Source organism: Pseudomonas sp. CFBP 8758 (genome assembly GCF_014841725.1).
Taxonomy (GTDB): Bacteria; Pseudomonadota; Gammaproteobacteria; order Pseudomonadales; family Pseudomonadaceae; genus Aquipseudomonas; species Aquipseudomonas baltica.
The window spans coordinates 212,195-236,266 of the sequence record NZ_JACYUK010000006.1; the positions used below are offsets into that span (position 1 = coordinate 212,195).

At 60.9% G+C, this 24,072-nt stretch carries 18 protein-coding genes and 3 pseudogenes; 9 read left to right on the forward strand and 12 right to left on the reverse strand.

What is annotated here, in order from left to right; translation table 11 throughout:
* Positions 1–9: 9 nt before the first annotated feature.
* The 3 genes from IFT75_RS14945 to IFT75_RS21435 form a co-directional block, all read right to left on the reverse strand.
* A complete protein-coding gene (locus tag IFT75_RS14945; RefSeq protein ID WP_244652760.1) occupies positions 10–2,157 on the reverse strand; it encodes a TonB-dependent receptor family protein in 2,148 nt (715 codons plus the stop codon).
* A gap of 322 nt (positions 2,158–2,479) precedes the next feature.
* Complete coding sequence (locus IFT75_RS21430; protein WP_244652761.1) at positions 2,480–3,625, reverse strand: TonB-dependent receptor domain-containing protein; 1,146 nt, start codon at positions 3,623–3,625, stop codon at positions 2,480–2,482.
* Positions 3,626–3,697: 72 nt separating this feature from the next.
* Positions 3,698–4,675 carry a TonB-dependent receptor plug domain-containing protein gene (locus IFT75_RS21435; RefSeq protein ID WP_244652762.1) on the reverse strand — a complete coding sequence of 326 codons (978 nt, stop codon included), beginning with the start codon at positions 4,673–4,675 and terminating at the stop codon, positions 3,698–3,700.
* Between the two features lie 597 nt (positions 4,676–5,272).
* Between IFT75_RS21435 and IFT75_RS14955 the strand changes: the two genes are divergently transcribed.
* Entirely contained in the window at positions 5,273–5,947 is a 675-nt protein-coding gene (locus tag IFT75_RS14955) for an MgtC/SapB family protein (RefSeq protein ID WP_043190299.1), read from the forward strand.
* 111 nt (positions 5,948–6,058) lie between these two features.
* On the opposite strand, the gene IFT75_RS14960 is transcribed toward IFT75_RS14955, so the two are convergent.
* From IFT75_RS14960 to IFT75_RS14980, 5 genes and pseudogenes are all read right to left on the reverse strand, one after another.
* Positions 6,059–6,586: a GNAT family N-acetyltransferase gene (locus IFT75_RS14960; RefSeq protein ID WP_240998783.1), complete on the reverse strand. Its 528-nt coding sequence runs from the start codon at positions 6,584–6,586 to the stop codon at positions 6,059–6,061.
* Between the two features lie 72 nt (positions 6,587–6,658).
* Positions 6,659–7,612: pseudogene (locus tag IFT75_RS14965) on the reverse strand (GNAT family N-acetyltransferase); the annotation flags it as partial.
* An 18-nt stretch (positions 7,613–7,630) separates the two neighbouring features.
* Positions 7,631–8,068 (reverse strand): annotated as a pseudogene (locus IFT75_RS14970) (NUDIX hydrolase); the annotation flags it as partial.
* A 73-nt stretch (positions 8,069–8,141) separates the two neighbouring features.
* Complete coding sequence (locus tag IFT75_RS14975) at positions 8,142–8,555, reverse strand: NUDIX hydrolase (RefSeq protein WP_192055403.1); 414 nt, start codon at positions 8,553–8,555, stop codon at positions 8,142–8,144.
* Between the two features lie 35 nt (positions 8,556–8,590).
* Positions 8,591–10,690: a TonB-dependent receptor family protein gene (locus IFT75_RS14980; protein WP_192055405.1), complete on the reverse strand. Its 2,100-nt coding sequence runs from the start codon at positions 10,688–10,690 to the stop codon at positions 8,591–8,593.
* Between the two features lie 285 nt (positions 10,691–10,975).
* Between IFT75_RS14980 and IFT75_RS14985 the strand changes: the two genes are divergently transcribed.
* Both IFT75_RS14985 and IFT75_RS14990 read left to right on the forward strand, forming a co-directional pair.
* Complete coding sequence (locus IFT75_RS14985; protein ID WP_192055407.1) at positions 10,976–11,275, forward strand: type II toxin-antitoxin system HigB family toxin; 300 nt, start codon at positions 10,976–10,978, stop codon at positions 11,273–11,275.
* Entirely contained in the window at positions 11,275–11,625 is a 351-nt protein-coding gene (locus tag IFT75_RS14990; RefSeq protein WP_122477607.1) for a helix-turn-helix domain-containing protein, read from the forward strand. The genes IFT75_RS14985 and IFT75_RS14990 overlap by 1 nt, the downstream gene beginning before the upstream one ends.
* Positions 11,626–11,697: 72 nt before the next feature.
* On the opposite strand, the pseudogene IFT75_RS14995 reads toward IFT75_RS14990, so the two are convergent.
* Positions 11,698–12,718: pseudogene (locus tag IFT75_RS14995) on the reverse strand (hypothetical protein); the annotation flags it as partial.
* A 214-nt stretch (positions 12,719–12,932) separates the two neighbouring features.
* Here IFT75_RS14995 and IFT75_RS15000 point away from each other — a divergent pair.
* The gene (locus tag IFT75_RS15000) at positions 12,933–14,087 is read left to right on the forward strand and encodes a MalY/PatB family protein (protein WP_192055409.1); all 1,155 of its coding nucleotides are present in this window, start codon (positions 12,933–12,935) and stop codon (positions 14,085–14,087) included.
* A gap of 405 nt (positions 14,088–14,492) precedes the next feature.
* On the opposite strand, the gene IFT75_RS15005 is transcribed toward IFT75_RS15000, so the two are convergent.
* Together IFT75_RS15005 and IFT75_RS15010 are read right to left on the reverse strand one after the other, a co-directional pair.
* On the reverse strand, positions 14,493–15,236 hold the full coding sequence (locus IFT75_RS15005) for a DUF72 domain-containing protein (protein ID WP_192055411.1): 744 nt from the start codon (positions 15,234–15,236) through the stop codon (positions 14,493–14,495).
* Positions 15,233–15,658, reverse strand: a complete 426-nt coding sequence (locus IFT75_RS15010; protein ID WP_192055413.1) for a DNA methylase — start codon at positions 15,656–15,658, stop codon at positions 15,233–15,235. The genes IFT75_RS15005 and IFT75_RS15010 overlap by 4 nt, the downstream gene beginning before the upstream one ends.
* A gap of 173 nt (positions 15,659–15,831) precedes the next feature.
* On the opposite strand from IFT75_RS15010, the gene IFT75_RS15015 reads away from it, so the two are divergent.
* Together IFT75_RS15015 and IFT75_RS15020 are read left to right on the forward strand one after the other, a co-directional pair.
* Entirely contained in the window at positions 15,832–17,829 is a 1,998-nt protein-coding gene (locus IFT75_RS15015) for a peptidase U32 family protein (RefSeq protein ID WP_192055415.1), read from the forward strand.
* 2 nt (positions 17,830–17,831) lie between these two features.
* Positions 17,832–18,950: an HPP family protein gene (locus IFT75_RS15020; protein ID WP_342214382.1), complete on the forward strand. Its 1,119-nt coding sequence runs from the start codon at positions 17,832–17,834 to the stop codon at positions 18,948–18,950.
* Here IFT75_RS15020 and IFT75_RS15025 read toward each other — a convergent pair.
* Entirely contained in the window at positions 18,947–19,183 is a 237-nt protein-coding gene (locus IFT75_RS15025; protein ID WP_192055419.1) for a hypothetical protein, read from the reverse strand. The genes IFT75_RS15020 and IFT75_RS15025 overlap by 4 nt on opposite strands.
* A 214-nt stretch (positions 19,184–19,397) precedes the next feature.
* Between IFT75_RS15025 and IFT75_RS15030 the strand changes: the two genes are divergently transcribed.
* The 3 genes from IFT75_RS15030 (at position 19,398) to IFT75_RS15040 (ending at position 23,982) form a co-directional block, all read left to right on the forward strand.
* Positions 19,398–20,090: a type 1 glutamine amidotransferase domain-containing protein gene (locus IFT75_RS15030; RefSeq protein WP_192055420.1), complete on the forward strand. Its 693-nt coding sequence runs from the start codon at positions 19,398–19,400 to the stop codon at positions 20,088–20,090.
* A gap of 228 nt (positions 20,091–20,318) precedes the next feature.
* Complete coding sequence (locus IFT75_RS15035) at positions 20,319–21,524, forward strand: DUF1624 domain-containing protein (RefSeq protein ID WP_446731073.1); 1,206 nt, start codon at positions 20,319–20,321, stop codon at positions 21,522–21,524.
* A 214-nt stretch (positions 21,525–21,738) separates the two neighbouring features.
* Positions 21,739–23,982 carry a putative bifunctional diguanylate cyclase/phosphodiesterase gene (locus tag IFT75_RS15040; RefSeq protein WP_192055424.1) on the forward strand — a complete coding sequence of 748 codons (2,244 nt, stop codon included), beginning with the start codon at positions 21,739–21,741 and terminating at the stop codon, positions 23,980–23,982.
* The last annotated feature ends 90 nt before the right edge of the window (positions 23,983–24,072 follow it).

Here is a 24,072-nt window from a genome sequence, read left to right on the forward strand (position 1 = left end):
GGGCAGCCATCAGAAGTTGTAGGTCACGCCGGTGAACGCACCGAAGCCGTCCCCCGGATACAGCGCTGCAGTGTCCTGCCCCTGAGCGTTGTAGCCCGGTACGATGGCGGTCACGTAATCCTTGTCGCCGAGGTTTTTCAGGTCCACGTAGGCCTGCCACTTCTTGCTCGGCGCGTCGTATCCCAGCCGTGCGCCGAAGATCGTGTACGACGGTGCGTTGAACGTGTTGGCGTAGTCCACCGCCGTACTCGACGCGGAGCGCACGTTGACGCCGGCGTAGAAACCATTGGCGTACTGGTATTGCAGTTCGGCCTGGTAGATATGCTTGGGCAGGCCCGGTAACTCGTTCTTGCTGAAGGCAGGGTCGTGGCGGTAGTAAAAGTCGTTGAGGGTGTAGGCCTGGCGCCAGCTGAGTACATCACCGTTGCTGCCCTGCCAGAGCTGGGTGGTCAGGCCCGCTTCGATACCTTGGTGGATGGTCGGGGTGGCATTGGATGTCGAGACAATCGCCGCGCTGGTGCCGGTGGCGGCGGCAATCTGGGTGGTCAGCAACTCGTTCTTGACCCAGGAGCGGTACAGCACCAGGCTGCCGTCGAAACGCTCGGACTGGCCGCGGACACCGAATTCCACGGTGTTCGCGGTTTGTGGTACCAGCGGCTTGATGTAGTTGTTGGTTACCCCGGAGTTGGAGATCGACCACGAACTGGGCGGATCGATGGAGCGGCTGACGTTGCCGAACACTTGCAAGTTTGGGGTCAGTTCAAAACGCAGCCCCGCACGCGGTGCCAGGGACCAGTCGGCGTAGTCGTAGCGCGTGGGAAAGCCGCTGGTGTTGGGCCGATCGCTGAAAGACACGTCGATGTCGCGCTTGATCTGGATCGCCGAGACGCCGGTGGTCAGGTACAACCGATCGGTCAGGCCCAGGTCGTTGCCGACGGTGAACACATGGTCGAAGGAGCCGTCGTACTTGACGTTTTTCTGCAGGAGCCCAAGGTCCTTGTCGCCGCGATAGGTCTTGGCGCCTGCGTTCAAGTGCTCGGTGCTGGTGAAGCCCAGGGTGGTGGTGCTGTCGAGGCCGAACAGTTGGTCGTAGCGGGTGTATTTGAGCGATGCGTTGATGTCGCTCCAGTCCCAGTAGTTGGGGTTGACCGTGCTGCGACGGTTCAAGATCTGCGGATAGTCGTGGTACCCAACGCCGAATTCCAGGGTGGCGTCGTCGTCGAAGGTGTAGGTGGTCTTGCTGGCTACCCAGGTAGAGCCGCGTTTGGTCGAGTCGCCGCGGCTGGCGCGCGTGGCCGCGTTGGTCTGGGTGCTGTCGTGCTTGAGCTGGGCGCGCGTCAGCGCACCGGCGTTCTCGTGAAATTCCTCGCGGTAGCGCACGATCAGACGCGTCTGAAGTTTCGGATTGAACCGGTAGCCGAAGTTACCCACGACTCCCTTGGACTTGCTGAAGGTGTAATCCTGATAACCATCGCGTCGAGCGTTGTCGACGCTGACGAAATAGTCTGCATCACCGACCACACCGCCGGTGCGAAGGGTCTGTTTCTGCCAACCGAAACTGCCACCTTCCAGTTTGATCTGGCTGCCCGGCGCGCTGTAGCCGGTATGGGTGATGAAATTGATGCCGCCACCCAGAGACAAGGCGCCGTACTCGAAGGCATTGGCGCCACGCAGGATCTCGGTGTACTGCAAGCCCTGCCCGTCCAGCAGCTCGTACGGCGTACCGCCGGCGCCGGTCAATGCCAATCCGTCGAAGAGGAACTTGGTGCCCTCGCGGAAGTAGCCCGGTGATGCATTGGCGCCGGAGCCGCGGATGGAAATCTTGACCGCGTCGTTGCCACCGGCCGACTGCGCGTACACCCCTGGCTGGTAAGCCAGGGTGTCTTCGAGGCTGGCGGAGCGCCCTTTGTCGACCTCGGCCTGCTCGACCAGGCTGGTGCCCCCAGGTACTTCCTTGAGCTGGGCACGGGACAGCTCGACCGGCGTCGCCTTGGCGGCCTGCACAGTGACCGTTTGCAAGCGTTGCTCTGGTGTATCGGCGAAGGCAGGAGCGACAGTGAACAACAGGCAGGCACTCAGGCCTGAAGCGAATTCGGTATAGCGATAGGCGGTACTGCGCCGACTGTTCAACGACGGCGTATAGGCATGTAACTTCAAATGTGTTGCTCCCACCCAATGAATATAAGGCGAGCTTCTATTGGTATAGTCGGACTCGAGTGATGAGGTCTGCGACGTCATCGATAACGTTGTAGATTGCAGTGTTCGTGCCAATCGCCAAGTGCCCTGAACAGGGAACTTCATTGATATCAGGTAGCGGCTGGATGTTTGAAATGGCTGCAACTGCTTAATGACTGCTGTTCCAGCAACACTTATCACCGTTGTGGGAGCGGGCTCCGCCCGCGAAGAATGTCCCGCAATACACCAGACACACCGCAGCGCCTTTTTCGCGGCCGATGACCGCTCCTACGCAGGCATCGAATCACCGGAAACTGTACTGCACCCCTGCATACGCGCCGAACCCATCCCCTGGGATGATTGCCCGCACATCATTGCCGCCGGCATTGAACGCCGGACTGATGGACGCGGCGTACTTCTCGTCCGTCAGGTTGCGCAGGTCCAGATAGACATTCCAATCCTTCTTCGGCGAGTCCCATCCCAGGATCGCGCCCCACAGATTGTAGGAGCCGGCATCCTTGGTATTGGCAAAGTCCATCGGTGTCTTGGAAGCGTAGTAGGTGTTCACCCCCACATACACGCCATTGCTGAAGTCATAACGCAGTTCAGCCTGATAGTTGTGCTTGGGAATACCCGGCAACCGATTGCTGCCGAACTGCTCGTCGTCGCGGTAGAAGAAGTCGCTGTAGGTATAGGACTGACGCAGGTGCAACGCATCGCCGTCGTTCTGGTACAGCAGAGAATCCAGACCCAGCTCCACACCCTGATGAATGGTCTTGCTGGCGTTGTATTCGGAGGTCAATGCATCGGCGCTGGAAGTCGCCTCCCTGATGATCACCGAGAGCAGTTCATCCTGCACATGGGAGCGATAGAACGTCAGGTCCCAAGTGTTGTTGCCCAACTGCCCACGGGTACCGAACTCCAACGTATCGGCGATCTGCGGCTCGAGCTTCTGCCCACCGGAATTGAGCCCGGTGGCCGGCCCCGAAGTGAACACCTGCGCACCGGACACATAAGCCCACGACTGCTGCGCCTCGACCGTGCGACTAAGGTTACCGAACAGCTGCCAGTTGGGGTTGATCTGATAACGCACCCCCAGCCTGGGCGCAAACTCCCAGTCGTTCTTTTCGATGGGGTTGTTGGGGTTGTCGGCCTCGCCACCCACCGGATACGACACCTTGGCCTTGCGCTGGAACTCCACGGCGGAAAGTCCTGCACTCAACCACAATGTGTTGTCGATCCACTCGGTTTCGTTGCTTGCGCTCAACACGGTATCGGAGCCTTCGTACTCAGCCTTGCGCACCAACGCGCCGGACGGCAGGTTGGCGGTGATACCGGAAGGAATCCGCACCTTGGTCTTGGCATAGGCATTCAAATGCTCGGTCCGCAGCGCGTTGAATCGGGTGATGCTGTTCTTGCCGAACAAAGTGTCCAGACGGTCGTACTTCAAACTGGCGGAGTAATCGCTGAAGCCCCAGGCCGTGCGATTGACACCCTGTCGCGCGTCGATTGGATAGTCGTGTTAGACCAATCCTACTTCCAGGTTGGAATCGTCATCGAAGGTGTACTGGGTCTTGCTCGCTACCCAGGTCGAACCTGGCTGTTTGCGATGGGCGCGCACGTTCACACTGGCCGGGTTGGCCTGCTCGGGATCGTCCTTGAGTTGCGCGCGAGTGATATAACCCGGCGTCTCGTTGTCGGTGGTTCGGTAGCGATAGTACAGACGGGATTTCAACTGCGGCGAAAACTGATAGCCGACGTTGCCGACAAACCCGGCGCTCTTGCCTTGGGTCTGATCCTGAAAGCCGTCCGACGCCGAGTCGGTGAGGCTGACGTAATAGTCGAGCGGGCCCAGCACTTGCCCTGAACTGATCTGACGCTTTTGATAGCCGTAACTACCGGCCTCATAGCGCACTTGCAAGGGCGCGGAATTGTAGCCGGTCTTGGTCACGTAGTTGATTGCACCCCCCAGATACAACGAGCCGATATCGAAAGCATTGCCGCCGCGCAGCACTTCGGTATGACTCAGGCCCAGCGGCTCGAACAGTTCGTAGGGGGTACCGCCGGGCCCGGACACCGGCAGGCCGTCGAACAGGTAGAAGATGCCGGCGCGGAAATAACCCACGCCCTTGTTGATACCCGACCCGCGAATGGAAATCCGTGTGCCGTCGTTGCTGCCGCCGCCCTGGGTGGCGATTACACCGGGCTGCAGCGCGAAGATATCGGTACTGGTCGACACGCGCCCCTTTTCAACGGTCGCGGAATCGACATAGTTGACCCCGCCTGCCACTTCCTTCAAAGCCGTTTCGGCGCGTTGGTTCTCGTCCTGTCTGGCACCCTGAACAACTACGGTACTCAGTTGACTGGTCGGCTTCTGCTCGGCCGATTCGCTGACTTGTGCGGCATGAAGTTGGCCGATAAACAGCAATGTCGCCCCAGCGCCCAGCGCCGACGGCAAGCGACTGCGTGCCGTGGTTGTTGCAATGACTTCCCCGTTCATTCCCTGCTCCTGCTGACTCATATAACACCGCCCTGAAAAAAGACGGTGCTTATTTATTGGCAACAGGGTGATAGCAGAGAGCGTGCCAGCTATTGGGCGGCTGAAACTCGTTAAAACCGTACATTAGAGCGGCCAAGTGGCCGCCAGCACACACTTGGTGATGAACGACTGCCTCGATTCGAACACTTGAAACTTCACTACAGCCCTGTCAACAAACACCTGATATCAATCATCCGTGGGAGCGGTCATCGGCCGCGAAGGCTTTACCGCAACTTGCCTGACACACCGCAGCGATCCTTTCGCGGCCGCGGACCGCTCCTACAAAAAATACAATCGTACTCATCCGTGGGAGCGGTCATCAGCCGCGAAGGCTTTACCGCAACTTACCTGACATACCGCAGCGATCCTTTCGCGGCCGGGGACCGCTCCTAAAAAAAAATACAATCGCACTCATCCGTGGGCGTGATCATCGTCCGCGAAGAATTCTTCACCTATTTATCGTGAACAATAAGCGCCTGGAGTCGTCAGCATACCTATCGTCAATTTGGAACCCGACGCCATCGACGGCGGGCTTCACCCTTATCAAGGAGATCAACCATGCTCACCGATTGGGAAATGTGTATCCGCCTGCTGTTGGCTGCTCTGCTCGGCAGCCTGATCGGACTCGAACGCGAGCGGCTGCTGTGGGCCGCAGGCCTGCGTACTCACATGCTGGTGTGCGTGGGCTCGTGCCTGCTCATGATCGTATCGTCGTTCGGCTTTCAGGATGCCCTGGCCATGGCGCACACCGAACTCGACCCCTCGCGGGTGGCGGCGCAGGTGGTTTCAGGTATCGGTTTCCTGGGCGCCGGCTCGATCCTGCTGCGCGGCGAAGTGATTCGCGGACTCACCACGGCGGCCAGCCTCTGGACGGTCGCCGCCATCGGCCTGTCGGTAGGCGGTGGGCTGTACGTGGTCAGCACCGCCGCCACCTTTATCATTCTGGTGATCCTGATCGCCATAAAACCCATGGAACGGGTCTACCGCAACCGCGTGCAAGTCCACGTCATTAAACTCATCGCGCCATCGCAGACCCTGTCCCTGAAAAAGGTCAACGAGGTGATGGGCAACCGCGCGGGCAAGGTCAGGCAGTTCATCGTCGAAAAAGGCAACCGTGACGACACCGACAGCATCACCATCGAACTCAAACGCACTTCAGGCGCGCAGGCCAAGCAGATACTGGAGCAACTGCTGACCATTGATGGGGTTCAGGAGGATGCTTCCAGCCAGTGATGTTCCTGGTCGTCAAGTTGCAACGGCGTGTACTCCATACCGATGCTCGGCATTGGCCTATGTTTCGCCATGACGAACGACATACAACTGCATGAAACCTACCTCGCTCAGTCAAAGACGGCCGCTGTACCGGACTTCTTGCAATTTCGTCCCGCCGCGTTCGAGCGTTCGTCGTGTTTCCGGCTCCTCTGCAAGTCCAGCAGCTTGATAAAACCTGATCGCCCGTACGTTTTCGACCAGTACCCACAGCGTGACTTTTTCATAGCCCTGCTCGGCCAGCCAGGCCAGGGCTGCCAGCCATAACCGCCGCCCCACTCCTGAGCCCCAATGCTCGGCGAGCACATACAAGGCCATCACTTCGCCTACCTGTTGAGGGTCTGCATCGTGGTCGCGGCTGGGCCCGAACGATATCCAGCCAACGACAGCGTCCGCCAACGAGGCGACCTGCACTTGCGAATCGTGCCCCGTGATGCTCTGTTCCCAGTTTGCCTGTCTCTGCAGCAAGGTCTGGTCCAGTCCGTGCAGATAAGCTTGATCCATCAAACTACGATACGCCTGCTGCCAACTGCGGATATGCACATCGGCGATCTGCGCCGCATCTTCGAATGCTGCAGGCCGCACTACGGGCCAGTTGAACACCAGCGTGTCACACACCCCGAAGACATCCGATCGACGATCACCGACCAGGGTGCGAACCAGGCGAAACCCGGCCGACTCCGCGAGCCGGCGGCTGGCGGCGTTGGCTGAAGACGTCGTCAGGTACACACGTGTTCCAGGCAACTGGGCAATCAGTGCCGTCAATGCTTCGCGCATCAAACCCCGGCCCTGAAATGATTGGTTCGCCCAATAGCCTATTTCGTGGGAGCCATCGGCCTTGGGGGTGAAGCCGATACACCCCACCAGTTGCTGCGGGTGCTCGCGAGTCAGCAGGAAGAACTTTTTCTCCGCATCGTGGCGGACGAAATCGCTCTGCGCTCGCTGCAGGGTGTCCAGCGTATCCGTCAGCTCCCAGCGGGGCCGGCTCCAAACCAGAAACAGACGATGGGTTTCGTAACTCGCGTTCAAGGCATCCGCCAAGAGCTGTGCCAGGGCAACATTCGGGGCGACTATTTCAAGACGTGGCGTCAGCAGCGGCGTCTGCACCAGAGGCGGGATCAACTGGGTGCGATAACGCACCAGTGACAGAGATTCCCCATCCTCAACCACCGTTCGCTCGCTGCCAGGTTCGCGGACGAACCCAATGGCCTGATAGAACCCGATTGCCCGCTCGTTCCCCGCCAATACCCACGCGGTCACGTCGGTGTAGCCGTCGCGCGTGAGGTTTTCCTGGATGACCTCCCACAACTGGCGACCCAGACCTTGCGACCAGACCTCGGGCAGCAGATTGATCGCGCGCAGTTCGGCCGTAGCCGAACCCGCCTCAGCATCCCTGCTGGGCCCGAAAGAGGCCCAACCCAGGACTTGCCCGCTTCGCTCGATCACCCACAACGACATTGTCCGCTGAACGATCGCCTCGCGTAGCACGTTTGCCCGCTGCTCCAGCTTGTCTTCAAGCGCCAGCAGGTAGGACGGTGAAAGAAGGTCTTGGTAGGCCGCCTGCCAGGCGGCCAGATGAACGCTGGATAAGGCGCGCGCATCCGTGCTGGCGGCAACGCGAATCACCACGGGCGAGGCAGCGCTGTCGGACTTCGAAAGCAACTTTTTCAGGTTCTCGGGCCACACGGTTTCTTGCGTAGACTGGAGTTCGTCAGCAGACCACCAGCGACACTCGGCGACGACTTCGACTTCCTGCGGGGTCCACCCTTCACGAGACAGCTCCTGCAGTAGGACGCGTACGGCAAAATACTGCTCCAAGCCAAGTACATATTCTCCATCAGGCATCTGCATCACAAAATCCCGCTCGGCGACAACAGGACCTGCCGTCACAACGTGAATTCCGGTTTCCTCGTGTAGCTCCCGTATTGCCGCCGACGCGAAGGATTCACCTTCCTCGACGCCACCGCCTGGCGTGGCCCAATAGTCCTGCCCCGCCAACGGTCCGGCCGTATGGTGAAACCTGAAAAGAAGAACCCTCCCTTCTGGATCTATCACCAACCAGCGCGCTGCCTTGCGCTCTCGCATGTCATCCTCTCTCTCTGCTGTAACTGCGTTAAATCCTGCAGACGGTGTGTGCTGAGCCTACAGATCCCAGAAATCATTCGCGACTGGTTTCGACCGCCAACCGGCTACGCAAGAAATGCAGTGCGTCTCTGAAAGTCTTATGCCATCGCTCATCGGGCTGGCTGGCAAGCCGGTGCCAGAAAAAACGAAAACGATGTCCTTGGTCGTCCTGACAATAATGCACCCAGTGATCCGCAAGTTCACCAATGGCTTCGCATTGATGAAACATCCATATCTCACCGGTGCCTGTGTACTGCCAAGTACCCAAATCAAGCACCACCCTTGCTCGAATGCCCGCCTCTTCGAACAATTCGCGACCAGCCGCCGCGGCCGAAGTCTCACCCTCCTCTACGGTCCCTTTCACCAACTGCAGCCCTGCTAGAGGGTGCTCGAAGGCGAGAACCTCCAAGCCTTCTCTATAGCGGATGACCACCGGGCAAGCCTTCATTCGAGTCCCTCATGCATCGTCAAAGCAGGGCCCTATCAAAACCGAAACGCAACGCCAGTCGTGACGTTGAACGCATCCCCCGGATAGAAGTTGGCGGAATCCTGCCCGCGGGCGTCGTAGGTGGTGTTGGCCGCGGTGGCGTAGCGTTCGTCGGTCAGGTTGCGCATGTCCAGGAACACGTCCCAGCGTTTGCTCGGGGCTTCGAAGCCTACGCGGGCGCCCAGAATGGTGTAGGACGGTGCGCTGAAACTGTTGGCGTAGTCGACGAAGTAACTGGAGGCCGAACGCAGGTTGAGCTGGGCGTAAAAGCCTCCGGCCTGTTGGTACTGAAGCTCGGCCTGGTACACGTGGCGTGGCAGGCTGGGCAGCTCGTTGCCGCCGAAGGTGTTGTCGTGGCGATAGTAGAAATCGTTGAAGGTGTAGGCTTGGCGCAGGTTCAGCGTATCGCCGTTGTCGCCTTCCCACAGCAGTGCATTCAAGCCCGCCTCGACGCCTTGGTGAATGGTTGGGCTGGCGTTGGACGAAGCCACCAGTTGGTCTTGATTGGCCGAGGCCTGACGCACCACCACGGACAGAATCTCGTCATCGATCCAGGAGCGATAGAACGTCAGACTGCCATCGAAAATCCCGGCACTGGCACGTACGCCCAGCTCGGCGGTGGTGGCCTTCTGGGGTTTCACGTTGCGTATGAACGGCGAGCCGGTGCTGCCCAACTGCCAGGTCACGGGCGGGTCGATGGAGCGGCTGACGTTACCGAACAGCTGGATGTCCGGCGTCAGTTCATACCGCAGGCCCAGCCGCGGCGCGGTGTCCCATTCGGAGTAGTTCACGCCATCGGGAAACTCGCTGGTGTTCACCCCGGTGGTGTATTCGATCTCGGCCTTGCGCTTGATGTTGATGAACGAAAGCCCCGTGGACAGCCAGGTTCTGTCGTTGAGCTGCAACTCGTTGCCCAGCGCCAGCACGCTGTCGCGCGAGCCGGTGTACTTTGTGTACTGCAACAGTTGCCCGGTGCTGCGGCTGTGGGATTTGACATCGCCCAGGTAGGCCAGGGTATTGCTGAAGGTGATGCTGCTGTCGCTGGGCAGGCCGAACAGCTCATCATGGGCGCGGCGATAGCGCAGCACTACGCTGGTGTCCTTCGAGCGCCAGTCCTGCGGCGAGACCGAATACCGCCAGCCGTTGAGCAACGGGTAGTCGTTGTAACCCAGGCCCACTTCCAGGGTCGAGTCGTCGTCGAATCTGTAGGTGGTGTTGCTGCCCAGCAAAGTCGTGCCATCCTTCTTGCGACCAGTGGGGACGTCATTGCTGCGCGGATCGTGCTTGAGCTGGGCTCGGGTCAGGGTGTTGCCATTGGTGAGCTGTTCTTCGCGGTAGCGCAGGAAGAAACGCGTTTCCAGTTTGGGGCTGAACACATGGCCGAAGTTGGCGATCAGGTCGCGGCCCTTGTTGGCCGTATTGTCTTGATAGCCGTCGCGTTCGTTGTGCAGCACGCTGACGTAGTAGTCGCTGTCGCCGACCACGCCACCGGTACTCAGTTGCTGCTTGCGGTAGCCGAAACTGCCGACTTCGAACCGTGCGTAGTTGCCTGGGGACGTGCGTCCGGTACGGCTGACGAAGTTGATCGCGCCACCCAGCGACAGCGCCGTGTGCTTGAAGGCGTTGGCGCCGTACAGCACTTCGGTGTGATCGACTGCGGCCATGTTCAGCAGGTCTTCCTGAGTCCCGCCCGGCCCGGTGATCGGCAGTCCGTCGTAGAGAAATTTGATGCCCAGGGCATACCCCTGATAGAAGGTATTCAAACCCGAACCGCGAATCGAAATCTTGTTGGCACCGGTGCCGCTGGTGGCCTGCGCGAACACCCCCGGTTGTAGCGCAAGTACGTCTTCGGCATTGGAGGCACGGCCTTTCTCGACCTCTTTCATGTCGACGACTGCGGTGGTACCGGGAGTCTTGTCCAGTTCGACCTTGGCCTTTTGCGCCTCGCTGCGCGCCGCGCCCGTCACCACCACCGTGGACAGCTGCGTATCCTCCGCGTGGGCCAGACCCAAACTGGTGGCGGTGAACAATGCCACGCTGCTCGATACAAAAGCGCGATATGAACCACTGGGCTTGCGGCCCGATGTTGAACCCATGGATGAAGCTCCTGAACGCTACGAAAAGAGAAGGAGCCTCTATTCGTATAGTCGCGCTCGCAGGGGGCTTCAGCAGCTATCGTGCCAAAGGTAAAACCCCATAGGCTGGGCTCGCGATAGCAGCGCAGCGATCGTTATCGTGCAACCTGTACTTCTGCTGTTGGCTCAGCGACAGTACCGGCGGTGCAAAGGGATCGGTCGGTACACATGCGGCACCAGAACAACACTTGACCCTCATGCAATTGATCCAGAAAATCCTCCCAAAAAGGGAGATCCGCATTTATCATGAGAGTCATTGCCAAGCGAACATTGCGGGAATTCTGGGAGCGGAACGGACACGGTGACGCGCAACGGCCGTTGATTGAGTGGCACAATCTCATAATCAACGCCAACTGGCTTACCCCTCAGGCGCTAAAAGCTGAGATCGGCACAGGGAGCATCATCAAAGCAGGCAGGGTTGTTTTCAACATAGCAGGCAACAAATATCGCCTGGTCGTAGCAATCGACTACAACCACCAGATTGCATGGTTAAAATTCGTTGGCACTCATGCCCAGTATGACCAGATCAACGTGGAGACCATCTGATGAATCTCAAACCCATCCGTAACGAGACAGACCTTCAGAAGGCATTTGTTCGCATGGAGGAGCTGTGGGGTGCGCAGCCCGGTACTGCCAGTGCCGACGAATTGGAAGTCCTCGCGATACTTATCGAGAAATACGAGGACCAGCATTACCCTATCGGCCCGTCCAATCCTATCGAAGCGATAAAATTTCGAATGGACCAGCAAGGCCTGAGTATGCGCGATCTGGAGCCCTTCATCGGCTCGAGTGGGCGTGTGTCTGAGGTATTGAACGCCAAACGCTCCTTGAGTCTTGCGATGATCAAGCGCCTGCATGTCGGGATGAACATTCCCTACGAAAGCCTACTAGGCTAGCGTTTCTTCAGTCGAATGTTACTGGCTTCGAATCGCATATTCGTAGCCCAAGAAAAAGCCCACGCTGACCANCAGCAACAACCTTGGCAGGCGGCTGAGTGCGACGACCCAGTACACCGGCACCGGCCGATACCAGACCCGAGATCACCAGGGTGATCAGCAGGATCCAGGCGCCTTGCGAAACACGCTTGGCAGCCACTTCGGCAGCTTCACGGGCTTTCTGCTCGGCCTGAGCCTTCAGCTCTTGATACTTGGCGTAAGCCTGACGATAGCTGGCCTGAGCCTGATCGACGATCTGGTTGGCTTCGGCGTCGGTCTTGTTGCCACGAGCCTTGATCAGGTTGACCAGTGCTTGACGGTCGGCAGCATCCCAAGCCTGGTCACCCTTGGCCTTGATGCGGTCCATCAGACCACCCAACTGGTTGTCGGCTTGCTGAGGATTCTCGGCGCTGCGCTGAGCAGTGTTCTGAGCATCCTGCTGAGTAGCCTGAGCTTCCTGCTTGACGTTGTCCGGGTTCAGTTCGGCTTTGCCGGTCTGACGCATGGCCAACTCAATTTCACCCTGGATATCGTCCAGGTTGAAGTCGATGCCCTGTGCGCGCAGTTGATCCTGGATCTTGTCGCCCAGCGCTGGAGCCACCTGGGCGATACCGCTGCCCAGCGCCGACATGCCGCTGCCGGCCAGGTTCAGGCCGCCACGGACGACACCGGTGACTGCACTGGACACCAGGTAGACGGTGATCAGCGAAACGCTTGCCCATACCAGCAGACCGTGGAACGCGCCTTCGCGCTGTGCCAGACGACCCGCAGCCCAACCACCTACGAACAGCGAAATGACGGCGCTGACGACCACCCAGATGCCGGCACCGGTGCCAATCCCGGACAGCGGATTGGCTTCCTGCATCGGATCGATGGTGGCCGTACCGATGGCCGTGCCCAGCAGGTTCAACAACAGCGAAACAACCATGGCCAGTACCACACCGGCCAGAATGGCACTCCACGAAATTCGCTTGAGCAACGGCGCGGTCGTGGCGTGGTCATGGTAGACCGGGGTGGTGTAGCCGTCTGGAGCGATACGGTCATCGCGGATCATGATGGTAGTCCTTGGGGTCAATGGCAGAGCGGGTACGAGCACCCGCTTACTGCAATGACCCAGGCGCAAGTGAAAAAGTTTGAAAAAAACCCTGAATATCTTTTTACGTACGAATGTGCCATATCGTCCGCCATCGGTAGCCTGTCACCTTTGCGCTGAGTAGTATGCCGCTACAAGCCCTTCAATTTTCACGTATTGCAGCCCCGAGCACATGATGAGCACAGACCTGGACACGCTGTTCGACCGCACCGGCACCAGCAGCACCAAATGGAGCCGCTACCCGGAAGACGTACTGCCCATGTGGGTGGCCGACATGGATTTTGCTGCGCCACCGGCAGTCATCGAACGACTGCAGGCGCGGCTGGCGCACCCCGTTCTGGGTTACAGCATGCCGTCCGAAGCGCTGCGTCAGGTGCTGGTCGATTACCTGCGCGATCACTATGACTGGCAGGTGCAGACGCAGGATATCGTGGTCCTGCCCGGCGTGGTGCCCGGGGTCAACATGGCCCTGCATGGCCTGGTGGCCGAAGGCGCCGGCGTGGTGGTGCATACGCCAAACTACCCACCGCTGCGCGAGGCGGCCGGGCACTGGAAGATGCGCAGCATCGAAGTTCCGCTGACCGCCAATGCGCAAAGTGAATGGTCCTGCGACCCGCACCGCCTGCAACAGGCGCTCGGCGACAGCGCAGCGTTCATCCTCAGCAACCCACACAATCCGCTGGGCAAGACTTATTCGCGCGGCGAGCTGCAGGCCATTGCCTACACCTGTGTAGCGCAGGATGTGTTGATCATCAGCGACGAGATCCATGCCGACCTGCAGTTCGACGGCCGCCGTCATGTCCCGATTGCCTCGCTGTCGCCTGAGGTCGCCGAGCGCACCATCACCCTCATGTCAGCCAGCAAGACCTACAACGTGGCTGGGTTGAAGACGGCCTTCGCAGTGATTCAGAATGTTGAGTTGCGCGCGCGCTTCGATGCTGCGCGGGTGGGCATGGTCGACAGCGTCAACCCGCTGGGCATGGAGGCTACCCACGCCGCGTATGCGCAGCCAGGCGAGTGGCTGCAGCAGTTGAAAATCTACCTGCAGGGTAACCGCGACTATCTGCTGGAAACGATTCGCGCGCGCCTGCCGGGCATCGTCGTCCATGCGCCGCAAAGTACCTACCTGGCCTGGCTGGACTGCTCGGCCCTGGGCCTGGAAAACCCGCAGCGCTTTTTCCTTCAGCAGGCACGCGTGGGGTTGAGCGCCGGCACGGATTTCGGTGCAGGCCTGGAACAGTTCGTGCGGCTAAATTTCGGCTGCCCGCGCTCGCTGCTGACCGAAGGCCTCACCCGCATCGAACGCAGCCTGCAAAACCGCCCCTTGTAGCAGCGGCGCAAGCCGCGTCCGGCCTCGACGCGTTCACCCAGACACACCGCAGGCACCGCCGACGCGGCTCGCACAGCAGCTACACGCACAGCAGCCGCATCCGCACCCGACGCACCCCCTGTAGCAGCGGCGCGAGCCGCGTCCGGCTTCAACCCATTCACCCAGACACACCGCAGGTACCGCCGACGCGGCTCGCGCCGCTGCTACACGCACAGCAGCCGCATCCGCACCCGACGCACCCCCTGTAGCAGCGGCGCAAGCCGCGTCCGGCCTCGACGCGTTCACCCAGACACACCGCAGGCACCGCCGACGCGGCTCGCACAGCAGCTACACGCACAGCAGCCGTATCCGCACCCAACGCACCCCCTGTAGCAGCGGCGCAAGCCGCGTCCGGCTTCAACCCATTCACCCAGGCACACCACAGCACCGCCGGGGCGGATATCGTATATCCAATGCATTGGCGAGCGCGGCGCCCGAGGCGGTGTTGTCGAACACACACCAGACCTCGGCGTCTGCGGTGGCCTCAGCCAGAATCACGCGCAAGCGTGAGAGATATTCGGCGTCGTACGCGTCGTGGTAAATGCGCGGCGAGCCATGCAGCCGCCAATATCGGAAGCCACGCCAGCCACCGGGGTTGGGATCGGTGGCTATACGGGAAGGATCGACAGCCGCCTGCGCAATACGCTGCGCCTGCAGCAGCGGCTCGGCCTCGACCCAGGAAAGGTGACGAGGCTCGACCACCACCGGCCCGACAAATCGCTCGCGCAGGCAACTGAAAAAGTCCTCGGCAACCTGAGCGTCGAACACCAGCGAAGGCGGCAACTGCACCAGCAGGCAACCGAGCTTGTCGCCAAGCTGTCCGCACTGCGCCTGGAATTCGTCCAAGGCCACAGCGCACTCTTCAAGCCGCTGAACATGAGTGATCTGTTTGGGTACCTTGACCGAGAAACGGAATTCATCGGGCACCGAAGCCGCCCATCGCGCATAAGTCTGCGGCCGGTGCGGACGGTAGAACGAGCTGTTGATCTCGACACAGCTCAACTTCGACGCGTAGCGCTGCAGATGGGTACCGTCAGCCGCGAAGCGCTCGGCATGTTCGCGTGACAGGCTCCAGCCCGCGCAGCCCACCCGTATGGAGTGACTGTTCAAAACAGCACCCCGCCCGCCTCGCGCATGAAAATCTCGACGGTTTTGGGCCCGACACCCTCGAACGCTTCCAGCTTGCGTTCGAAGTCACGGCGATCCGTGCTTGCTGCGCGCATCCCACCGATCGTACCGTCATACTCGGCTTGCAGTTTTTTCGCCAAGGCGCTCAAGCGCGTTGCGGTACTTTCGTCATAGCGCACGTAATGCGCCTCGCCCAGCATGGCCACCAATTCGCGGTGCGTGCAATTGCTCAGCTTGCGGGGCGTGTCGCGGTTATGTTTGTCGACCAGCACCCGATAGGCCTCCACGGCAATGTCCGCCTGGATCCGCTTGCCCATCAGAAAGCTGGCCAGCAGCCATTTGAACAGACCGTTGTCGTCGCGAATGTCGATGCCCAGAGCCTGGGCGGTGATGTGCTTGCTCATCGGCAGTATCCTCCATTGCCAGCGGCACGGGCGCTGCCCGGTAGACGCCACCCCAGACCGCCGGTTCGATTGGCCTGCATGGGCGGACGGCGCAGCGACGCGCGGACCGTGCCGTCCCGCTCATTCGCCGCTACAATGGCGGCCTTGACCGTGATGACTCAGACCAGAAAAACATGTCCCTGCCCAAGCACCACCTCGAACTGCTCAGCCCTGCACGCGACGTCGCTATCGCCCGCGAAGCCATCCTGCACGGCGCCGATGCCATCTACATAGGCGGCCCCAGCTTCGGCGCGCGTCACAACGCCAGCAACGAGCTGAGCGACATCGCCGAGTTGGTGACCTTCGCTCGCCGCTATCACGCGCGAGTGTTCACCACGCTCAACACCATCCTGCACGACAACGAACTGGAGCCGGCCCGCAAGCTGATCCACCAGCTGTACGACGCCGGCGTGGACGCCTTGATCGTGCAGGACCTGGGCGTCATGGAACTGGACATCCCGCCAATCGAGCTGCACGCCAGCACCCAGACCGACATCCGTACCCTGGCTCGGGCCAGGTTTCTCGACCAGGCCGGGTTCTCCCAACTGGTGCTGGCACGCGAACTGGACCTGAGCGAAATCCGCGCGATCGCCGCAGAAACCGACGCGGCCATCGAGTTCTTCATTCACGGTGCCCTGTGCGTGGCCTTCTCTGGTCAATGCAACATCTCCCATGCACACACCGGGCGCAGCGCCAACCGTGGCGACTGCTCCCAGGCCTGCCGCCTGCCCTACACCCTCAAGGATGACCAGGGTCGCGTGGTGGCCTACGAGAAACACCTGCTGTCCATGAAGGACAACAACCAGAGCGCCAACATTCGTGCGCTGGTCGACGCCGGCGTGCGTTCGTTCAAGATCGAGGGCCGCTACAAGGACATGGGCTATGTGAAGAACATCACTGCCTACTACCGCCAGCGCCTCGACGACGTATTGGAAGACCGCCCGGACCTGGCACGCGCCTCCAGCGGCCGCACTGCACACTTTTTCGTACCAGACCCGGACAAGACTTTTCACCGCGGCAGCACCGATTATTTCGTCAGCGAACGCAAGATCGACATCGGCGCGTTCGACTCGCCGACCTTCACCGGCCTGCCGGTGGGGCTGGTGGAGAAAGTCGGCAAGCGCGACATGCTGGTGGTCAGCGAGCAGCCACTGTCCAACGGCGATGGTCTGAACGTGCTGGTCAAGCGCGAAGTCGTGGGCTTTCGCGCCAACATCGCCGAGCTCAAGGGCGAGTTCGAAGAGGACGGCCACAAGCGCTACCGCTATCGGGTCGAGCCCAATGAGATGCCTGCAGGGTTGTTCCAGCTAAGGCCCAACCACCCGCTCAACCGCAACCTGGACCACAACTGGCAGCAGGCACTGCAGAAGACGTCCGCCGAGCGACGCGTCGGCCTGGCCTGGCTCGCTCAGCTGACCGAGCAGCGCCTGCAACTAACCGCTACCAGCGAGGAAGGCGTGCGCGTGGACGTCACGCTGGAAGGCCCGTTCGGCCCGGCCAACAAACCTGAGCAGGCCCTGGAGCAGTTGCATGACCTGCTGGGTCAACTGGGCACCACCCAGTACCATGCGACGGCCATCGAACTGGATGCGCCGCAGGCGTTCTTCATTCCCAACTCGCAGCTCAAGGCGTTGCGCCGCGAGGCCATCGAGGCGCTGACGGCCGCGCGTGTCCAGGCCCATCCTCGTGGCAGCCGCAAGGCCGAAACGGCACCGCCGCCGGTTTATCCGGAATCGCACCTGTCGTTCCTGGCCAACGTGTACAACCAGAAGGCCCGCGACTTCTACCTTCGGCACGGGGTCGAGCTGATCGATGCCGCGTACGAGGCCCATGAAGAACTGGGCGAAGTGCCGGTGATGATCACCAAACACTGCCTGCGTTTCTCGTTCAACCTGTGCCCCAAGCAGGCCAAGGGGGTGACAGGCGTGAAAACCAAGGTCGCGCCCATGCAGCTGATTCACGGCGATGAAGTGTTGACGCTCAAGTTCGACTGCAAGCCATGCGAGATGCACGTGATCGGCAAGATGAAGGGGCATATCCTCGACCTGCCGTTGCCGGGTAGCGGAGTCCATGTGGTCGGTCAGATCAGCCCACAGGACCTGATGAAGACCATCCGCCGCGCCCCGCATTGACAGTGCTTCGACTGCGCGCACTCTGGCCCAGCCGCCAGCCGATCAACGCTCGAGAAAAATGGCGCGCCTGCATTGGCGCGGCACTGGGCGTGCTGGTGGTCTGCACCATAGCGGCGCTGGGCCTGCAAGGACACTGGGCTGCCGAACACGGCGCACTGGGACTGGCCATCGTGGCGCCCATCGGCGCCAGCGCGGTGCTGGTGTTTGCCCTTCCCGCAAGCCCGCTGGCACAGCCTTGGTCGGTGGCGGGCGGCAACACCCTGAGCGCGCTGGTGGGCGTTGCTTGCGTCAAGTGGATCCCCGATCCCACGTTCGCTGCGGCCCTTGCAGTCGGCCTGGCGATCGCACTGATGCTCGCGGCCCGCTGCCTGCATCCACCCGGCGGCGCGGCGGCGCTGCTCATGGTGGTGATGGGCTGCGAGCAGTTCACCTACGCGGTGAATCCGGTGCTGATCGATTCGCTGCTGCTGGTCGCCGCCGGCCTGATCTACAACAACCTGACGCGGCGGCCATGGCCCCATGTACCCGCCACCAGCACGCCGTCCGGCCCCAGCCGTTTCAGCCATGCTGACCTGGACGCCGCACTGGTGCACTACAACCAAGTGCTGGACGTCGATCGCAACGATCTGCAGGCACTGCTCGAGCACGCCGAGGCATCGGCGTACCAGCGCAACATGGGTGAGCTGCGCTGCGCCGAAGTCATGAGCCGCGAACCGATCACCGCACGCCAGGAAATGCCGCTGCGCGATGCCTGGGCGCTGATGCGCAAACACAAGATCAAGGCACTGCCGGTCATCGACCGACAGCGTCATCTGCTGGGCATTGTCACAGTGGCCGATTTCATGCAGCAACTGGATCTGGATGCCCATGACGGTGTGGCCTGGCACCTGCGCGCCCTTCTGCGACCCCGCCGGAATCAGCCGACGACGAGCATCGTCGGGCAGATCATGACGCGTTCAGTGCGCGTAGCCAGCGCGGACCGCCTGCTGACCGAGCTGGTGCCGGTGTTCTCGGAAAATGGCCATCGGCACATCCCCATCATCGACAGCGAACGCCATCTGGTCGGCATCATCACCCAATCCGATCTGATCCGCGCTCTGTATCGGGCCGTGAGGGCCTAGCGCACGACGCCTTCGGTCACTTCGATGTCGGTCAGCCCCATGCGCGCCGCCTGCTCGAGAACCTGCTCGTCGGTGTCCTCTGCAGTGGGCATCACCAAGCTGTTTTCGCCGTCGCCGAAATGCAATTGCAACAGATGCATCACGATACTGTGAAGACTCTGTTCGACCTCGTCCGGTGGGGTCCAGCTGCGCGGGGCGCCGTTGAACAGGTATCGCACGGTTGCAGTTGCCATTGGCCAAATCCTCTCGATGGTGGGCGCGAGCCCGTTCTGGAAGGCCGCAAAGGGTCGGTCCTGAAGGAAATGACTGGGGTGATGCGCCAGCGTTCCATCCGACCCAAAGCGTACCAGACGCGGATTGTCTTGAACGTCTGCGGCCAAGTGCTTTCTGAAAACAGAACCGGGCAATGCGATGCGTTGCGTCCCTATACCTGCTGGAGAAGTTTGCATGAAGATCTTGATGGTTTTGACGTCCCACGATCAACTGGGCGATACCGGCAAGAAAACCGGCTTCTGGCTGGAAGAATTCGCCGCACCCTACTATGCCTTCATCGATGCAGGCGCCGAAGTGACCCTGGTCTCGCCCAAGGGTGGCCAGCCACCGCTGGACCCCAAGAGCGACGAGCCGGATGCGCAGACCGACGCTACCCGCCGCTTCGCTCAGGATACGCAGGCTCAAAAAGTCCTGGCGGATACCTTTCCCCTTGGCGAGGCTGACCCGTACGACTTCGATGCCGTGTTCTACCCAGGCGGCCACGGGCCACTGTGGGACCTGGCCGAAGACACCGACTCGAAGACCATCATCGAAGCCTTCTACGCCGCCAACAAACCCGTTGCAGCTGTGTGCCATGCACCTGGGGTGTTCAAGAACGTCAAGTCGCCGGACGGCGATTTCATCGTCAAGGGCAAGAAGGTCACCGGCTTCACCAACTCCGAAGAAGAGGCGGTCGGGCTGACGGATGTCGTGCCGTTCCTGGTCGAAGACATGCTCAAGGCCAATGGCGGCGAGTACTCCAAAGGTCCGGACTGGGGCAGCTATGTGGTCGAAGACGGTCACCTGATCACTGGCCAGAACCCTGCGTCTTCCGAAGCCGCCGCCCAGGCGCTGATCAAGCGCCTGCAACAGGAAGAAAGCGCCTGATTGGAGCATTCTCGATACCCAGCGTTGTTCTTTTCGCGGGCAGAGCCCGCTCCCACACACGGGCTCATCCCCTGTGGGAGCGGACTCTGCCCGCGAAGCTTTACACGGTCTATCTGACGCACCACTGCGCCTTACTTGCATTTGAGGCGGTTAGACGCACCTCGCCATAACGATTTCCAATATTCACGTTATATCGTAACATTAGCATCCCGATTTATTTTTGGATGCATGCCCATGGCCGACGCCGCCGCTTCACCACCCTTCCCCGGCTCGCTTTCCACTGCCTCGACCCAGGCGGTGTCACGCACCCGCATGCTCGCGATCGACGCATTGCGTGGACTGGTCATGCTTTTCATGCTCGTCGACCATGTCCGGGAAACCTTCTTCCTCCACGTGCAAGTCAGCGACCCCATGGACCCGCTGAACACCCCTCCCGAACTGTTCTTCACCCGTATCAGCAGCATGGTCTGCGCGCCCGTGTTCGTCTTCCTCACCGGCCTCTCTGCCTGGCTGTACGGGCAGTCTCACAGCCCTCGGGAAGTGTCGATTTTCCTGTTGAAACGCGGCCTGTTCCTGGTTTTCCTCGAACTCACCCTGGTCAACTTTGCCTGGAACGCGACACTGGTTCCGACCACCCTGTGGCTGCAAGTGATCTGGGCCATCGGCCTGAGCATGATCGCACTGGCGGCACTCATTCACATGCCGCGCACCGCACTGGCGATCGTGGGCGCGGTCATCGTCGCCGGACACAATCTGCTGGACGGCATCGTCCTGACCGCCGACTCGCCGTTCTTCGAGATCTGGTCGATCCTGCACCAGCGCGCGTTCCTGGAAATCACCGAATACACCCGCGCCCGCACCACCTACCCGATCCTGCCGTGGATCGGCTTGATCGCCCTGGGCTACTGCGCCGGCCCTTGGTTCGCCCGCGGCGCCGACCCGGCACGACGCCAGCGCCTGCTGCTCAATTGGGGGATTGGCCTGATCCTGGGCTTCATCGCCATTCGCTATCTCAATGGCTACGGCGAAAAACCCTGGAGCGTGCTGGACGACAACGTGCGTACTTTCATGAGCTTCATGTCGCTGACCAAATACCCGCCGTCGCTGCTGTACCTGATGCCGACCATGGGCGCAGGCTTGCTGCTGCTTGCATTGTTCCAGCGCCTCGAAGGCCGGAAAGTGCTCGAGGTGTTGTCGCGCTACGGTGGCGCACCGATGTTCTTCTACGTGCTGCACTTGCTGGTGCTCAAGGCGATGTACCTGCTCGCGGTGCAGATCTGGGGCTTGAACCAAGGCAAGTACTACGGCTTCGATAGTCTGGCCGGAATCTGGCTGTGGACCGCCGTACTGGCCGTAGCCCTGTACTTTCCCACCCGCTGGTTCGCGCAACTCAAGCAGCGTCGACGCGACATCGGCTGGCTGAAGTACTTCTGAGCGAGCTTGAATCGCGCCTGTGTTACCGCCTGAACCGGGTAGACGACCGTTGATCGCTACCCTGCTCTCTTGCGCAGATATTGAAGCGTACAGATGCACTTTAAGGGCTCAGGGGCAGTCCGACCGGAAGGCGTGGTATCACTATCACAATGATGTCAAAATGACATCGAGCGACAGGAGGTCGCCTTTTCCCGTCCTTGTCTGGGTCTTTTACATGCTCGCAGTCGTCCCTGAAAAAGATACAAAGCACACCGCTCTTAAAGGTCTGGTTCAGGCGGCGGCGGCCATCACCCCCTGTTGCGGCGGCCTGCTCATCGAAGGCGCACCCAGCGCCTGGCGCGTGACTGCCGCCTTTGGCACAACGCGCGAAGTGCCCGTAGACGCCGCCACCGAGTCCTGGCTACGCATGCTGATGTCCTACGGCGACGTGGTCGACATCGGCGACGGCTCGCCTTTCATCCACTCGATCCCGGATTTCCTCGGTTCGCTGGCGGACACCTACCGCGTGTGCATCGCCGTCAAAGACCACAGCGACGCGCTCGTCGGCATCGTTCTGTTGGCGCTGACGCCACCGTTCAAGTTGCTCAGCGCCGCCCAGATCTACGCACTCAAGACTCACTCCGTTGCTCTCTACCACTCGGCGCCGTCCTTGCCGGTTGCCGCCAGTACCGGTCCTGCCGGAGTGATCGAGCGTCTACGCCTGCTCGAATCAGTGGTGGTCCACGCCAAGGATGCGATCCTGATCACCGAGGCCGAGCCGATCGACCAACCCGGCCCGCGGATCGTCTACTGCAACCCGGCGTTCCTGGCGACCACCGGTTTCAGCCTGGAAGAAATCTTCGGCAAGACGCCGCGCATCCTGCAGTGCGAGGAAACCGATCGCGGCACCCTGGATCAGATCCGCAGCGCCCTGTCCACGTGGCAGCCGATCGAAGTCGAACTGATCAACACGCGCCGTGACGGTACCCGCTTCTGGGTGCAGCTGAGCATCGTGCCGGTGGCCAACGAAAAAGGCTGGTTCACCCATTGGGTGTCCGTGCAGCGTGACATCACTGAGCGCAAGGAAGCCGAAGAAAGCCTCAAGCAGGCGCAGATCGACCGCGAGGAACAGGTAGCGCTGCGCTCGCGCCTGGTGGAGCGTGAACGAATCCAGGAAGAGCTGACCTACGCCGCCTTCCACGACGACCTGACCCGGCTGAAGAACCGCGCCTACTTCATGGCCAAGATTCAGGAAGTGTTCAACCTTGACCATGCCGAGCGCGAAGCGGCAGTGCTGTACATGGACCTGGATCGCTTCAAATACATCAACGACGGCATGGGCCACCGTGCCGGTGACATCCTCCTGCAGATCGTGGCGCAGCGGCTGGAGTCCTGCCTGAACGGCAACGCCGTGCTGGCGCGCATCGGCGGTGACGAGTTCGCCATCCTCCACACCGGCAATGGCTCCAAGCATGCTGCCATCGATACCGCGCAACGGGTCATCCAGGCGCTCGGCGTCGCCGTCGACGTCGAGGGCCAGGCGATCTTCACTTCGTGCAGCGTCGGCATCGTCACACTCGATGCCGCGCACACCAGCGCCGAAGACCTCGTCCGCGATGCCGACGTCGCCATGTACGCGGCAAAGAAACAAGGCCAAGGCAAATGGACCCTGTTCGACCTGTCCATGCGCCAAGCGGCGGTCGATTTGTTGCTGATGCGCAACGCGCTCAAGCACGCCTTGGCGCGAGAAGAGTTCTACCTGGTCTACCAGCCCATCTTCGCCGCCCGCTCACGCCGCATCGAAGGCGTCGAGGCACTGGTCCGCTGGCAGCACCCCGTGCTCGGCAACGTGCCGCCCGACGTGTTCATCGCAGTGGCGGAAGACATCGGCATCATTCATGAAATGGGCCGCTGGGTCATGCAGACCGCCTGTGCCGAGCTCAAGCGCTGGAACGCCAGCGCGGCCTGCACGCTGAAGCTCAACGTCAATGTCTCCGGTGCCGAACTCAACCACGTAGGCTTCGTAGCGAAGGTCGCGGAAATACTGCAGAGCACCGCCTTCAGCCCCCGCAACCTGCAGATCGAAATTACCGAGTCGGTCTTCCTCAACGAACCGGAAACCGTGGCCATCGCCCTCGCCGGCCTGCGCGAGCTGGGCGTGCACATTGCGCTGGATGACTTCGGTACCGGCTACAGCTCGCTGGGCTACATCGACCGCTACCCGATCGACTCGATCAAGATCGACCGCTCGTTCGTCACGCGCATGATGACCCACAGACGCACCATCGCCATCGTCACCAGCATCCTGTCGCTGGGCAGCGCGCTGGATGTCGACATCGTCGCCGAAGGCGTGGAAACCCAGGACCAGCTGGACCGACTGCAGGCATTGGGCTGCCCGTTCGTCCAGGGTTACCTGCTCAGCCCGCCGCTGCGCGGCGAGGAAATGCGGCAATTGATGGCAGCGCGCAATGACACCTGAAAGCTACCGCGCGCCTGATCACATCAGGCGCGCGGCGGTGGAGGCATGTTCGCAGGTGGATAGCTTTTGAAAACGGATCGAGGCTAAGCT